This is a genomic window from Stenotrophomonas maltophilia R551-3, assembly GCF_000020665.1.
In the GTDB taxonomy this organism is placed as follows: domain Bacteria; phylum Pseudomonadota; class Gammaproteobacteria; order Xanthomonadales; family Xanthomonadaceae; genus Stenotrophomonas; species Stenotrophomonas maltophilia_L.
On the sequence record NC_011071.1, the window covers coordinates 2,144,344 to 2,158,321 of the forward strand.

At 67.1% G+C, this 13,978-nt stretch carries 13 protein-coding genes; 5 read left to right on the forward strand and 8 right to left on the reverse strand.

Annotated features, from left to right (window positions below; genetic code table 11):
• Positions 1-18: 18 nt before the first annotated feature.
• The 3 genes from flgC to SMAL_RS09755 all read right to left on the reverse strand — a co-directional run bounded on the left by flgC (position 19) and on the right by SMAL_RS09755 (position 1,919).
• A complete protein-coding gene (flgC, locus tag SMAL_RS09745; RefSeq protein ID WP_005416461.1) occupies positions 19-426 on the reverse strand; it encodes a flagellar basal body rod protein FlgC in 408 nt (135 codons plus the stop codon).
• A 3-nt stretch (positions 427-429) separates the two neighbouring features.
• Complete coding sequence (flgB, locus tag SMAL_RS09750; protein WP_006366156.1) at positions 430-825, reverse strand: flagellar basal body rod protein FlgB; 396 nt, start codon at positions 823-825, stop codon at positions 430-432.
• 149 nt (positions 826-974) lie between these two features.
• Complete coding sequence (locus SMAL_RS09755) at positions 975-1,919, reverse strand: chemotaxis protein (protein ID WP_006366257.1); 945 nt, start codon at positions 1,917-1,919, stop codon at positions 975-977.
• A 211-nt stretch (positions 1,920-2,130) separates the two neighbouring features.
• Here SMAL_RS09755 and flgA point away from each other — a divergent pair, with 211 nt between their 5' ends.
• The 4 genes from flgA (at position 2,131) to SMAL_RS09775 (ending at position 4,815) form a co-directional block, all read left to right on the forward strand.
• Positions 2,131-2,787: a flagellar basal body P-ring formation chaperone FlgA gene (gene flgA, locus SMAL_RS09760; RefSeq protein ID WP_006366321.1), complete on the forward strand. Its 657-nt coding sequence runs from the start codon at positions 2,131-2,133 to the stop codon at positions 2,785-2,787.
• Positions 2,788-2,862: 75 nt separating this feature from the next.
• Complete coding sequence (gene flgM, locus SMAL_RS09765) at positions 2,863-3,168, forward strand: flagellar biosynthesis anti-sigma factor FlgM (protein WP_006366323.1); 306 nt, start codon at positions 2,863-2,865, stop codon at positions 3,166-3,168.
• Complete coding sequence (locus tag SMAL_RS09770) at positions 3,165-3,503, forward strand: flagellar protein FlgN (protein ID WP_012510990.1); 339 nt, start codon at positions 3,165-3,167, stop codon at positions 3,501-3,503. Before flgM ends, SMAL_RS09770 begins: the two co-directional genes overlap by 4 nt.
• A gap of 91 nt (positions 3,504-3,594) precedes the next feature.
• Positions 3,595-4,815 (forward strand): ATP-binding protein, encoded by a 1,221-nt coding sequence (locus SMAL_RS09775; RefSeq protein WP_006366327.1) that lies wholly within the window; start codon positions 3,595-3,597, stop codon positions 4,813-4,815.
• Between the two features lie 93 nt (positions 4,816-4,908).
• Here SMAL_RS09775 and SMAL_RS09780 read toward each other — a convergent pair whose 3' ends face one another.
• Together SMAL_RS09780 and SMAL_RS09785 are read right to left on the reverse strand one after the other, a co-directional pair.
• Positions 4,909-6,681: an EAL domain-containing protein gene (locus SMAL_RS09780; protein WP_006366330.1), complete on the reverse strand. Its 1,773-nt coding sequence runs from the start codon at positions 6,679-6,681 to the stop codon at positions 4,909-4,911.
• Positions 6,682-6,685: 4 nt separating this feature from the next.
• Positions 6,686-8,788, reverse strand: a complete 2,103-nt coding sequence (locus SMAL_RS09785; protein ID WP_012510991.1) for a sensor histidine kinase — start codon at positions 8,786-8,788, stop codon at positions 6,686-6,688.
• A gap of 131 nt (positions 8,789-8,919) precedes the next feature.
• Between SMAL_RS09785 and SMAL_RS09790 the strand changes: the two genes are divergently transcribed.
• The gene (locus SMAL_RS09790) at positions 8,920-11,679 is read left to right on the forward strand and encodes a bifunctional diguanylate cyclase/phosphodiesterase (protein ID WP_006366334.1); all 2,760 of its coding nucleotides are present in this window, start codon (positions 8,920-8,922) and stop codon (positions 11,677-11,679) included.
• A gap of 117 nt (positions 11,680-11,796) precedes the next feature.
• On the opposite strand, the gene SMAL_RS09795 is transcribed toward SMAL_RS09790, so the two are convergent.
• The 3 genes from SMAL_RS09795 to SMAL_RS09805 form a co-directional block, all read right to left on the reverse strand.
• Positions 11,797-12,324, reverse strand: coding sequence for a hypothetical protein (locus SMAL_RS09795; protein ID WP_012510992.1), 528 nt, complete (start codon positions 12,322-12,324; stop codon positions 11,797-11,799).
• Between the two features lie 67 nt (positions 12,325-12,391).
• Positions 12,392-12,607, reverse strand: coding sequence for a hypothetical protein (locus SMAL_RS09800; protein WP_041864514.1), 216 nt, complete (start codon positions 12,605-12,607; stop codon positions 12,392-12,394).
• Positions 12,608-12,711: 104 nt separating this feature from the next.
• The gene (locus SMAL_RS09805; RefSeq protein WP_012510994.1) at positions 12,712-13,902 is read right to left on the reverse strand and encodes a methyl-accepting chemotaxis protein; all 1,191 of its coding nucleotides are present in this window, start codon (positions 13,900-13,902) and stop codon (positions 12,712-12,714) included.
• Positions 13,903-13,978: the final 76 nt, after the last annotated feature.

Genomic DNA, 13,978 nt, shown 5'->3' on the forward strand with positions numbered 1-13,978 from the left:
TATCCGGTGCTGCGGGCCTCAGCGGCCCATGGTCAGGGTGGCCAGGGCCAGTTCCTTGGCGGTGGTCAACATCTCCACGCCGGCCTGGTAATTGCGCGAGGTCGAGATCAGGTTGACCATCTGTGCCACCGGATCGACGTCGGGCTGGTAGATGTAGCCGTCGGCGTCGGCCAGCGGATGGCCCGGCTCGTAGCGCTTGATCGGCGCCGCCTCGCTCTGGGTGATCTCCTTCACCTTCACCGAGGTGATGTTCGGATCGTTCTTGCTGGTGACAGCCTGGAAGATCGGCTCCAGCGGCTTGTACACAGCGTCGGCGGAACCGGCTACGGTGTCGGCGTTGGAGAGGTTGGAGGCGATGGTGCTCATGCGCACCGACTGCGCCTGCAGCGCGGAGCCGGCGATGTCGAAGATCGGCAGGTTGCTCATGGCTTATTGCCCCGTGATCGCAGTCAGCATGGAACGCACCTTGCTCTCGACGAAGCTGAGCGACGCGCGGTACTCGAGCGCGGCACGGCCATAGGCGGCACGCTCGGCATCGGGATCGACGGTGTTGCCGTCGAGGCTGGGCTGCACGCCTTCGCGCGCGATCTGGAACGGGTTCAGGCCACTACTGATCTCGTAGTGCTGCTCGTTGGTGGTGGTCATCAGGCCGTTGGCATCCTGACCCTGGGCATGGCGCAGGGCGGCATCGAAGTCCAGGTCCTGGGCCTTGTAGCCGGGAGTGTCGGCATTGCCGAGGTTGCTGGCGATCAGCTTCATCCGCTGTTCGCGCAACGGCATGGCCTGGGCGTGGACGCCCAGGTAGTCGGTAATCAGGTTGCGCACGATGCACTCCCACGGGAACGTTGCCCGGGAAGCTGCAAGGCGTGTGCCAAAGGCGCGGGGTCAGATCCCCGCAGGGGCTCTGACCCCGTGGTCGACGCGTTGCGATGCGGGGTCGGAGCCCGTTCCGGGATCCGACCCCGCGGCCGGCCTTACGCCGCCATCGCCACCTTGCGCAGGCGGTCCAGCACGAAGTCGGCCAGCTCGTGCGGCGAATACTTGGCGACGAAGGCATTGGCGCCGACGCGCTCGACCATCGCATTGTTGAATACGCCCGACAGCGAGGTGTGCAGCAGCACATACAGGCCGGCCAGGCCAGGATGGCGCCGGATTTCCGTCGTCAGCGTGTAGCCGTCCATGGCCGGCATCTCGATGTCCGAGATGACCATGGCGTAGCGCTCGGCAGGGTTCTCGCCCGAGGCGTGGATCTGCAGCAGGTGGTCCAGCGCCGCCTTGCCGTCCGAGAGCAGGGTGGCGCCCACCCCCAGCTGGTCCAGCACGCTGCGGATCTGCTGGCGGGCCACACGCGAGTCGTCCACCACCAGCACCTGCAGCTGCGGGCCATCGGACGGCATCGCCATCGCCGGGTCGAGCACGGCTTCACCGCGCACCTGGGCGATGTCGGCCAGTACGCTTTCAACGTCGATCACCTGGATCAGCTCGCCCTGGAAGCGGGTCACCGCGGTCAGGTAGCTGGATTCGGCGCCCAGTTCCGGCGGCGGATGGATGTCTTCCACCGCAATGTTGACGATGCGCTCCACGCCGCTGACCAGGAAGCCCTGGATCGAACGGTTGAATTCGGTGACGACCAGGTAGCCGGGCGCGGTATCGGCATCCGGCTCGCGCTCGGGGTGGCCGATCGCCAGGCCCAGGTCCAGCACCGGTACCGAGCGGCCACGCACGTCGGCCACGCCGGCGAACTGGCTGGGCAGGCCGGGCACCTGGAACAGTTCCGGGCGGCGCAGGACTTCCTGCACCTTGAAGACATTGACGCCAAAAAGCTGACGTCCGCCGAGGCGGAACAGCAGCAGCGCCAGGCGGTTGTGGCCGGCCAGTCGGGTTCGCTGGTCGATCCGGTTGAGCAGGTCATGGGACATGGCTGCTGTATCGGCGTGGTGGCCGCCGAACTTGAGCGCTTTTGTAGAGTCGAGCCGTGCTCGACTGCTCTGCTCCGAACGGCCAGTCGAGCAGGGCTCGACTCTACAGAAGAGCAAGTCGAGCACGGCTCGACTCTACAAAAGTCAGCCCTGTCGCTCTGGCACACCCCTTGCACGCACCTGGGCCAGGTCTTACCGATAAGGAGGCGCCATGCGCCGGGTCACATCTCTATTCGCCATCGCGCTGGCCGCGGCCTCGCCGTGGGCGGTCGCTGCCGACTGGCAGCCGGTGGCCAGCATCCGCGCGGCAGCGTTGTCGACGCTGGCGGCCGGCAGCGAGGGTGAGGCCCAGGTGGCCGATGCGCTGCGCTTGCCCAGGTGTGGTGGCGCATTACAGGTGCAGCCGACCGCCAACACCACGGTGGAGGTCAGCTGTCCCGATGCCGGTGGCTGGCGCCTGTTCGTACCGGTGAAGGTCCGGCGCAACCAGACCGTACTGGTGCTCAACCGTGGAATCGGCACTGGAGAAACCCTCACTGCCGCCGATATCACCACTGCCCAGCGTGATGCCGCCCGGATTGCCGGTGCGGTGCTGGCCGATCCCAATGCGGCGATCGGCCGCATCGCCCGTCGTCCGCTGCAGGCCGGGGCCCTGCTGTCGAACAACGATCTGGTGGTGCAGCGTCTCATCAAGCGCGGAGACAATGTGGCCCTGGTTTCGCGTCGCGGCTCGGTCGAGGTCCGCATTGCCGGCCGCGCGATGGGTGATGCCGGTGAGAACGAACGGGTTTCGGTAGAGAACCTGTCCTCGCGGCGGATCGTACAGGGTACGGTCGATGCCGCAGGTGACGTAATCGTGGCGCGTTGAATTACTGCAGAATATCCCTAAAGATCACGGCCCTGCGGCCGTTATCCCTTGTGTACGGCAACTCCAGGACACCCCATGAGCCAGAAAATCGACGGCAACCTGCAGGTCCCCCAGGCACTGCGCAGCGTGACGACCCCGGCCAACAAGCCCGGCGTCAGCAGCGATGCGCCGACCCGCCCGGTCGAGGCGGCCGACAGCCTGCGCCTGACCGGCGAGGCCACCAATCTGCAGGCCATCGAGCGTGAGCTGACCACCGCACCGGCGATCGACGCCCAGCGCGTGGCGGCCGTGCGCGAATCGCTGCAGAACGGCACCTACAAGATCAATCCGGACGCGATTGCTTCGCGCATGCTCGAGCTGGACCAGCAGCTGCACGGATGACCGCGGCGATGAGCGAGCCGCTGCAGCGCCTTGCCCAGGCCCTGGACGTTGAACGCCAGGCCCTGGTCGAGCACGACGTGCACGCCCTGATCCGGGCGACCGGTGCCAAGCTGGAAGCGCTGCGTGCGCTGGAAGGCGCGCCGCCGGTCGGCGAGGGCGAACACCTGCAGGAACTGGCCGAGCGCAACCGCGCCAACGGCGTACTGCTGTCGCGGCGACGCCGCGAGGTCAACTGGGCACTGCGCCAGCTGGGCCGCACCGAGGATGCCTCGGCCTACGATGCCAAGGGCCAGTCGCATACGGTCACTGCGCGCCGCCCACTCGCCGTCGCCTGACGCGACGGCGGTCGCACAACCCATTCCGGCGGGCTGAAGCCCGCTGCATGACCGCGTATATTGGGCGCCTGTTCGAACGCCCCGAGTCGCCGTGTCCGCTGCCAACGCCCTGGTTACCGCCCCCCTTCCGCCGCAGCCGGTGCTGCAGGCATTGCTTGAGCGCCTGCGCGAAGGCCTGCTGCTGTTCACCGAAGACGGGCAGGTGGCCCTGGCCAACCCGGCCGCCCAGAACCTGCTCGCCAGTGGTGAGGATGGCGCCTTGCCGCCGCCGCAGCGCCTGCGCGAACTGCTGCCGCCCGATGCGCTGGAGCAGGCGCGCCAGCACGGCCATTGGAATGGCAGCCTGCCGCTGGGCGAGGGCGTGATCATTGCCCACCTCTACTATCACGGCCCGGTCGGCCAGGGGCATTTCCTGGCCCTGTTCCGCCACATCGAAGGGCAGGAAGACTACGAGCGCGAGCTGCAGCAGCGGCATGCCGAGCTGCGGCAGGCCTATCTGCGCCTGAACGGCACCCAGGAAAAGCTGCTGCAGTCGGAGAAGATGGCCTCGATCGGCCAGCTCGCCGCCGGCGTTGCACACGAGATCAACAACCCGATCGGTTACGTGCACTCCAACCTGGGCAGCCTGCAGGAGTATCTGCGCAGCCTGTTCACCGTCATCGAAGCCTATGAGCGCGCGTTGCGTGCGCCGGACCCGAAGGCGCTGATCCCGGAAATCGACGATATCCGTGACCGCCTGGACATCGATTTCATCAGCCGCGACCTGCCGCAGCTGATGGCCGAATCACGCGAGGGCATCGAGCGGGTCACCCGCATCGTGCGCGACCTGAAGGACTTCTCGTACTCCGGCCGCGATGAATCGTGGAAGCTGGTCGACCTGCATTCCGGCCTGGAATCGACCATCAACATCATCTGGAACGAACTCAAGTACAAGGTGCACCTGGTGCGCGAGTTCGGCCAGCTGCCGCTGGTGGAGTGCCTGCCGTCGGAGTTGAACCAGGTCTACATGAACCTGCTGCTCAACGCAGGCCATGCCATTGCCGAGCGCGGCACCATCACCGTGCGCACCGGCGTCGATGGCGATCATGTGTGGGTGGAATTCGAGGACACCGGTGGCGGCATCTCGCCGGAACTGCGCCAGCGCATCTTCGATCCGTTCTTCACCACCAAGCCGGTGGGCAGCGGTACCGGCCTGGGCCTGTCGATCTCCTACAGCATCATCAACAAGCACCACGGCCGCATCGACCTGGACAGTACCCCGGGCGTGGGTTCGCGCTTCCGCGTGGTGCTGCCGGTGAAGCAGCCGCGCTGACCGCTTATGGTAGTGCCGGCCGCTGGCCGGCAACCTCATTGAACCCGACATCCAGCGCAGCCGGCCAGCGGCCGGCTCTACCAGAGGGGATCGTTACCGCAACGGACGATCCTCGCCGCCATCGACTGGTTCAGCCGGCGCCGGCCCGGCATTGCTGCGGCGCTGTTCCTCGTAGGTGCGGAACGCCTGGTGGATGTGCTTGCGCAGCTCGTCGTCGTTCCACGGCTTGGTCAGGAACCGGTAGATCGCACCACGGTTGATCGCATCGGTCACCGTGTTCAGATCGGTGTAGCCGGACAGCACCAGGCGGATCGTGTCCGGGTACAGCATCTTCACCCGGCCGAGGAACTCGGTACCGCTCATGTCGCTCATGCGCTGGTCGGACAGGATCACCTGCACGTCGTTGATCGCCAGCAGGTCGAACGCATCGCGCACGTTGCCGGCGGCCAGGATGCGGTAGCCGTCGCGACGGAACAGGCGCACCAGCGAGCGCAGCACGTTTTCTTCGTCGTCCAGCAGCAGCAGGGTGCGGTCCGGCCGCGTTTCGGCGAACGCTTCCGGGCGCAGGTAGCGACGGCGCAGGGTCATGCCGGCGGCATCGGCCGACATCGGCTCGCCGAACAGATAGCCCTGGAACACATCGCAGTCGTTGCGGCGCAGGAAGCCAAGCTGTGCCTGCGATTCCACGCCATTGGCAATCACCGTCATGCCCAGCTGGTGGCCCATCGCGATGATGGCGCGGGCGATGGCGGCCTCGCGGTTGCCGGCCGGCGCGCTCTTGATGAAGCTGCGGTCGATCTTCAGCTTGTCCACCGGGTAGCGCACCAGCGCGCTCAGGCTGGAGTCGCCGGTGCCGAAGTTGTCCAGGCTCAGGCTGATGCCTTCGTTGCGCAGGTTGGCCAGCGTCTCGTGAACGAAGTTGACGTTGTTGGTCAGTGCGCTTTCGTTGATTTCCAGCGTCAGCATCTGCGCCGGCACGCCCGAGGCCTGGATCACCCCCATCACTTCGGCAAAGAAGTTCGGCCGCAGCAGCTGCAGGGTCGATACGTTCACCGCAATGGTGAAGTCGTCGAAGCCCTGGTCGCGCCACAGACGCGCCTGCTTCAGCGCACCCTCCAGTACCCAGGTGCCGATCTGCACGATGATGCCCAGCCGCTCTGCCGTGCGCATGAAGCGTTCCGGCACCAGCATGCCCAGCGTCGGCGACTGCCAGCGCAGCAGCGCTTCCATGCCCACCACGTGGCCGTCGCGGGCACTGACCAGCGGCTGGTAGCGCAGCTTCAGCTCGCCGTTGGGAATGGCATCGACGATCTGCCGCGCGATGATGCTTTCACTGTGCGCGCTCGGCGGCGTGTCCACGGCGTGGATGCGCACGGCGTTGCCCCCTTCGCGGGCAGCCTGGTACAGGGCGTCCTCGGCGTGGTCGAGCAGGCGCGAGGTGCTGCTGGCGTGTTCCGGGCACAGGCTCACCCCCAGCTTGCCGGTCATGAACAGCGTGTACGGCAGCACCGACAGCGGAAGCTCCATCTGTTGGCGGATTTCCTCGGCGAAGTCCTCCGGCAGCGGCACCTCGACGGTGCGCGGAACGGCGATCAGGAACTCGTCGCTGCCGTGGCGCCACAGCTTGCCGCGACCGCGCAGGTAGGACTGCAGCCGTTGTGCCACCAGCACCAGTGCCTGGTCACCCACCTCGGCGCTCATGTTCTCGTTGACCGATGCGAAGTGGTCGATGTCCACGTGCATCAACATCAGCGGGGTACCCCCGGAGGCGGCTTCGGCGACCATCACCTGCAGTTCGGGGTTGCCGGCGCCGAGGCGGTCGGGGGCATCATCGATGCTGACCGGCGGCTGGTTGGGATTCCACATAGGCTCAGTATTCCGGTGACTCGATGGCGGCCGTGCTGGCCGCCTGGTAGGGGAGGTGGACGTCGATCAGGGTGCCTTCACCGTGCGCGGACTCGATCCGCACATGCCCGCCGACGCTCTGTGCGCGTTCGCGCATCACGATCAGGCCGAGCCCGCGCGGACCGTCCGGGTCGAAACCCTCGCCATCATCGCGGATCTGCAGGTGCAGGCTACGCTGGCCGACGTCGCGCAATTGCAGCAGCACCTGGCTGGCGCGGGCATGGCGCAGGGCATTGGTCAGGCTTTCCTGGGCGATGCGGAAGCAGGCCTGCTCGATGCTGTTGTCGGGACGCTGTGGCAGGGGCTCGATCTCGGCCAGCAATTCCACCGGCGAGGAGCGGAACAGCACCCGTGCCTGCCAGCTCAGCGCGGCCTCCAGGCCCAGTGCGTCCAGCTGTGGCGGCCGCAGCAGGGTGGAAATGTCGCGCAGCTTGGACACGGTGGTGTCGGCGAGGCTGACGATCTGCGCCAGGTCCTCGGCGCGGCGCTGCGGATCATGCTCGTCCTGCGCAGCATGGGCGGACAGCTTGATCGCGGTGATGGCCTGGCCGATGTCATCGTGCAGGTCGCGCGAGATCGCACGGCGCTCATCCTCCTGCAGGGAGAACAGGCGCCCGGCCATCGCCTGCAGCTCGCGGTTGCTGGTTTCCAGCGCGGCGCGGGTGCGCTCCGAATCGCTCAGGTCGCGTACGATCAGCAGCTTGCAGTCGCGGCCGCCATAGCGCACTTCGCCCACCGCCAATCCGGCATGGAAGCGGCGGCCGTCCGCGCGCTGCATTGCCACCACGCTGCTGTGGCCAGGGCCCAGGTGAGGCTGGCCGGCACGCAGCTGGGCGCGCACGCGCACCAGATCGGTGGCGGCAACCAGCGCCGACAGCGGCTCGCCGAGCAGGGTGTGGCTGCCATAACCGAACAGGCCTGCTGCCCAGGCATTGGCATACAGCACATGCTCGTCGGAAAGGATCACCACGCCATCGGGCAGTACCCGCACCAGCTCGCGGAACTGCTCTTCGCGCTCACGCAGCAGGCGGCGTGACTGTTCGCGCTCGGTTACGTCCTGCAGGGTGCCGAGCACACGGTTGCGGCCGGCTTCATCAGTGCCACTGGCGGCGCGCAGGTGCACCATCAGTGCATGACCGTCCATCGCCAGCAGTGGCAGCAGCACGTCCACCTGTACAGGCTCGCCTGAGCACAGCTCGGCCAGCAGCTGCTCGGTCTGTGACGCGGTGGCCGGGTCGGCCGGCACCAGCAGTTCATCGAAACGGTGCCAGCGACGGGCTTCGGGCGGGCGTCGGCCGAGCAGGCGATAGACCTGGTTGGAATAGCGGCCCTGTCCGCTGGACGGGTCCAGCTCCCAGGCACCGATGCGGGCCAGCTCATGCGCTTCCTCGACCCGTGCCAGGGCTTGGTCGCGGCGCAGCTGCGCCAGGTCCTCGGCGGTACGGTCGATGGCGATCAACAGGCGGGCATTGTGTCCGTCGTAGCTGATCGCGTTTGAGCGCAGCTCCATCTGCCGCAGGCTGCCGTCGCGCAGCTGCAGCTGCGTACGCAGGATGCACAGCTCCTCGGGCGCCTCGCGGATCGCCTCCAGCTTGGTCTGCAGCGCCTGTTCCTGGCCCGGTGGCCACAGCGCATCGATGGTCTGCTCCAGCAGTTCATCACGTTCCCAGCCGAAGGTGCTGCAGGCGGCCGGGTTGGCATCGAGGATCGCCAAGGTATCCAGGTCGTAGACCAGGATCGGGCCGGGGTTGCCTTCGAACATCTGCCGCAGGCGCAGTTCGGAGGCCTGCTGGCGGGCATGGGTATGCAGCACGTGTTCGGCCAGCGGGCGCAGCAGCAGGTACAGCAGGCCGGCGCTGGCCAGGGCGAAGAACGAGCCCTTCAAGCCCTGCCACAACGCCGCCTGGTGCGGGTCGGGCACCAGTGCCTGTACCGCGCTGTCGGTAGCGATCATCCAGGCCAGCGCCATCGCCAGGTAGCTCAGCACCACCCGCCGCCGGTCGCGGCTCAACGCCTGCGCCATCCGCGGGTCGGGAACAGGGGCGTTGCCGGTCGGTTCTGCGGGCATGGACGGGGTGGGTGAAAGGGGCGCCGGCCATCTTACCGCGCGGGTGTGCCCTGACCACTCAATTATCCGGCGCAGGCGCCGTTAACCACTGCGTGCCCCGCTGACGGGCGTGTCATCCGGAGCAAGATCGCGTGGACCAAGGGATCATCGCCAGCCTGCTGCAGCACCCGCTTGCGTCGGCGCTGGTCATCGTCGACCGCACGGGCCGCCCGCTGGCGGCCAATCCGGCTGCGCGCGAGCATGGCCTGCCGGCCACCGTGGCTGCGTACGCGCCGATGCTGGAAGATCTGCGCCTGTTGGCGGCCGATGGTGGCATCGTGGCCTGCACGCTTCCTGGCGGCCCGCGCGGGCACTACGATGGCCACCTGCGCGCCGTGCACGATGGCGCAGGCAACTTGCTGGCCTTCACGCTGAGCATCCCCGAGCCGGTGCCGGTCGATGGTGGCGGGCGCTGGGAACTGGCCTTGGACAGTGCCGGCCACAGCTTGTGGGACTGGGACATTCCCAGCGACCGCGTAGTCCGCACGCCGGCGCTGGGTGATGAAACCGCCACCGAGATACTGGCGCGCGTACACAGCGAAGACATCGGCCAGGTCCGTGTCGCGCTGGACCAGCACCTGCGTGGCCTGAGCGAGCAGTACAGCGCCCAGTTCCGGTTCCGCCAGGCCGATGGCCAATGGCGCTGGGTGCTTGATCGCGGTCGTGTGGTGGCGCGCACCGCCGACGGCCAGCCACTGCGCATGGTCGGCACGCATACCGATATCGAGCAGCAGAAACAGCTGGAAGGCCTGCTGCAGGAGCAGCAGCTGCACCTGAGCGAGGCCCAGCGCATCGCCAGCATGGGCAGCTGGTCGTTCGACCCCGATAGTGGCCTGTTCTGGTGGTCGCCGGAGCTGCGTTCGCTGCTGTCGCTGGAGCAGGGCAGCGTGCCCGGCCAGCGGCGCTGGTTGAAACAGCTGCATCCGCGCTCTCGTGGTGCGCTGCGTGCCGCCTGGCGGCGGGTATGGCGCGATGGCCGCGCAGCCAACATCGAGCTGGAACTGACTCGCGGCAACGAGCCCTCGCAGCACCTGCGGCTGTGGATGCAGCCGCTGCTGGACACCGATGGCCAGCCCAAGCGCCTGCTCGGCCAGGTGCAGAACATCACCGAGCAGCACCAGACCGACGCGTTGATCCGCTGGCGCACCGAGCTGCTCAACCGTGTCTCCGCACTGGGCCGCATCGGCGGTTGCGAGATCGAAGTGCAGACCCGGCACATGCAGTGGACCGAGGAGTGCTACCGCATCCACGGCCTGCGCAAGGAGCCGATCAGCCTGGACCAGGCACTGGCGCTGTACACCGAAGATTCGCGCAGCGCCTTCGAGGCCGCACTGGTGCGGATTGCCGGCGGTGGCCTCCCCGAGCAGCTGGACCTGTGCTTCTACCGCCAGTCCGGCCTGCGCGTGTGGGTGCAGGTGCTGATCGAGCTGGATCGCCGCGATGGCCTGCCGCCGCGCTTCGTGGTCCTGTTCCGTGACATCACCCGCGAGCGCGAGGCCAACGAGCGCATCGAGCTGCTGGCGCACTACGATCTGCTGACCGGCCTGCCCAATCGCGTGCTGCTCGGCGAGCAGACGGCAGAAGCCATCGAGGAAGCGCGCGACCGCGGCACCTCGCTGGCGATGCTGTTCATTGATCTGGACGGCTTCAAGACCATCAACGACAGCTTCGGCCACGCCACCGGTGATGCGCTGCTGAAGGCCGCGGCCACGCGCCTGCACCAGAACCTGCGCAACAACGATCTGTTCGGCCGTTTCAGTGGCGACGAGTTCATCGTGGTGTTGCGCGACCTGGCCGAGCCGGAAGACGCCGGCCACGTGGCGCGCAAGCTGATCGCTTCGCTGGCCGAGCCGCTGCGCCGTGGCGACACCACGCTGAAGGTCGGCGCCAGCGTTGGCATTGCGATGCTGGGTGACGCGCAGACTGATTTCGACTCGCTGCTGCGCGCCGCTGATGCCGCGATGTACGCGGCCAAGGAAGCCGGGCGGAATACCTACCAGTACTACAGCCAGGACGCGCTGGCGCGTATCCAGCGTCGGCTCGAGCTCGAGCACGCGCTGCATGGCGCGATCGAACGCGAAGAGTTCAGCCTGGCCTACCAGCCGCTGCTGCATGCGCATCATGGCGAACCGCCGGCGATCGAGGCACTGTTGCGCTGGCATCGGCCCGGCATCGGCTACTGCAGCCCGGCCGAATTCATTCCGATTGCAGAGAAGTGCGGCGAGATCGTGCGCATCGGCGACTGGGTGCTGAACGAAGCCTGCCGGCAGGCAATCGCCTGGGACCGGGCTGGCCTGTGTTTTGACCGCATCGCAGTCAATGTGTCGGCAGTGCAGCTGCGTGATCGCGGTTTTGCTGAGCGGGTGATCGAGATCTGCCACGCCCACGGCTGGCCGCCGCAGCGGCTGGAGCTCGAGCTGACCGAGTCGGCGTTGATCCGTGACACCGACATTCTGCGCCACTGCTTCGACGTGCTGGAACGGCACGGCGTGCCACTGGCAGTGGATGACTTTGGTACCGGCTTCTCCAATCTGAACTACCTCAACCGTTTCCCGGTGGGGCGCCTGAAGATCGACCGCAGTTTCGTGCAGGGCATGCTGCATGATTCGGGTACGGCCGAAGTGACCCAGGCCATCGTGCACCTGGGCCACGCGCTGGGCATGAAGGTAGTGGCCGAAGGCGTGGAAACGCACCAGGAAGAAGACATGCTGCGCCGCCAGGGCTGCGACGAGATCCAGGGCTACCTGTACTCGCGCCCGCTCAGCCCGCGTGACCTGGCGCAGTGGTTGCGACAGCAGCACGCCGCGCCAGGGCGCACCGATGCTGCCAGCGAGGCCGTGCTGGCACGCTGAGGGTAGCGCCGGGCCATGCCCGGCGGGATCGCCGCACGCCGACGCACCGCTCTGGTAGGTGTCGACCTTGGTCGACACGAATGCCGGTGCTCGCGATCATCCACGCACAGCGTGGATCTACTGCAGCTTGGTAACCATTCGCTGCGGAAATTCGGAGCGAATTCGTGCGCGCACTGCTTCCACCACATGTGCATAGCGTCGGCGCTGGATGAAATAGCCCATGTAGAACAGCAGCAGCGCCACCAGCATCGGCGACGCAGCTGGCCGGATGAGGATGATCGGCACCAGCATCAGTGTCAGGCCCAGCGCGAACCAGCTGCACCGCCCGACCACCCGCACCTCCCTGCGTCGTGCGTCGATCATCACCCGCCCGCGCATCAGCGGAAAGTAGCGGCCGCCAAAGCTCGGCGCGAAGCTCTCGCGAAAGGCGATACTGCCGTCCGGCAGCGCGCGGAACACCAGGCGCAGCCAGGTATCGGCCGGCAGATCATGCTCCAACCCGGCCAGCGAGAGCTGCGCCAGCTCTGCCGGCGTAGCGGCGATGCGCTGATTGAACAGTACGATGCCGGTGCGGAAGAAGAACGGCGCCCACAGCACAAGCAGCAGGACTTCGATCAGCAGCAATGCGATCAGGGCGATGGCCATCGGTCTTCCATGAACGGGACCGGCGCATCATGCCACGTAGGCAGTTGCATCCACGCATGACGTGGATCTACTGCAGGGCTTCGCCGTCCAGGCCCAGATCCCACGCCAGACCCAGCAGCGCGTCGTCCGCCCGTGACGGGCCAGGACGCGCATCGGCCAGCTGCTGCAGTTCGCGGATCTCTTCGCGGGCCACGTCTTCCAGCTGCTGCAGCTGCTCACGCACGCTCGCGTTGCGCGGGCGGTCGTTGTCGGCCAGAGAGGGCAGGGCGCGGATAACGGTCATGGTGCGCGTAGAGGATGCATCCAACGGCGGGTTACAGGCAAAGGCCCCGGACGAACCGGGGCCTTGCGGGCTGCCGGCAGCGGCAGCGGCAGCGGACATCAGGATCAGAACAGCTCGACGGTGCCAGCGCCCATGCTCTGCTGGGCGACCGGCTTGTGCGGCGGGCGTTCCCATTCGCTGCGCAGTTCACGCAGGCGGCTGCCGGTGCGCTGCAGGGCGGTGGCGATCTCTTCGTCGAACACGCCGCCATTGCGGTGCAGCAGTTCCTGCAGGGCCACCGCTTCGCGGTTGATCGCGGTCAGGCGGTCCAGGTGGGTGTGCACGCCGCCCAGCGCCTGGGTGGCGATGTCTTCGAACTGCAGGGCGCGGACGGCTTCGGCCACGCTGCCATCGATCGAACGGGCGCAATCGGATACTTCGCGCATGCCATCGCCCAGCGACGCGTTGATCTGCGCCACGTTATCGAGCATCGCCGCCGCTTCCTGACGCGCTTCACGGGAGCGGTCCATGTCACGCGAGGCCATGTGCGAAACCGTCTCGCGGACCTTGGCGATGGCGTCCTTGGAGCTGTGCGCCAGCTTGCGGATCTGCTCGTTGAACGTGGTCGAGCGCTCGGACAGGTTGCGCACTTCGTCGGCGACCACCGCGAAGCCACGACCGGCTTCACCGGCACGCGCGGCTTCGATGGCGGCATTCAGGGCCAGCAGGTTGGTCTGGTCGGCGATCGACTTGACGTCTTCCAGCAGCGCGAAGATGCCATCCAGGTGCTGCGCCATCTGGTCGATGTGCTGCACGGTGGTGCTGCTCTGGCCGCTCACCTGTTCCAGCGCTTCCACCAGCTGTTCCATGCGGTTGCTGGCGTGCTGGGCAAAACGGGCAACGTCGAGGCCGGCGCTGCCTTCGTCACCGGCGCGGTCGACGATGCGCGACAGGGCCTGGCTCTGCTGGCGCGACTTGCGGTTCATCGCATCGAAGCTGCCACCCAGGCTGGAGACGGCTTGGCGGATCAGGTCGCGGGCGCGTTCCACTTCGCCACGTGAACCGTCGATCTCGTTGCCGACGAAGTTGCGCAGCTCGGTCAACAGCTGGTCCTGCTCGCGCAGGACACGGGCGTGTTCCGGGGAGCGGTGCGCCTGGGCGCGGGTGGTCCACCACGCAAAGCCGAGCCAGCTCAGCGTCATCGTGGTCAGGATCGCCCAGCGCAGGGCGGCCGGCCATTCGAAACCGATGGCGAAGGGGAGCAGCAGGGTCAGAGCCAGGGGGGCGGCCAGACGGATGAAAATGCGTGAGTACATGGACGTTCTCGGGAGGTGCACGGAGGATGTATCGGCCGTACCCCCTTTCTCTTTAACGTCGATATGCCTCGAAGTG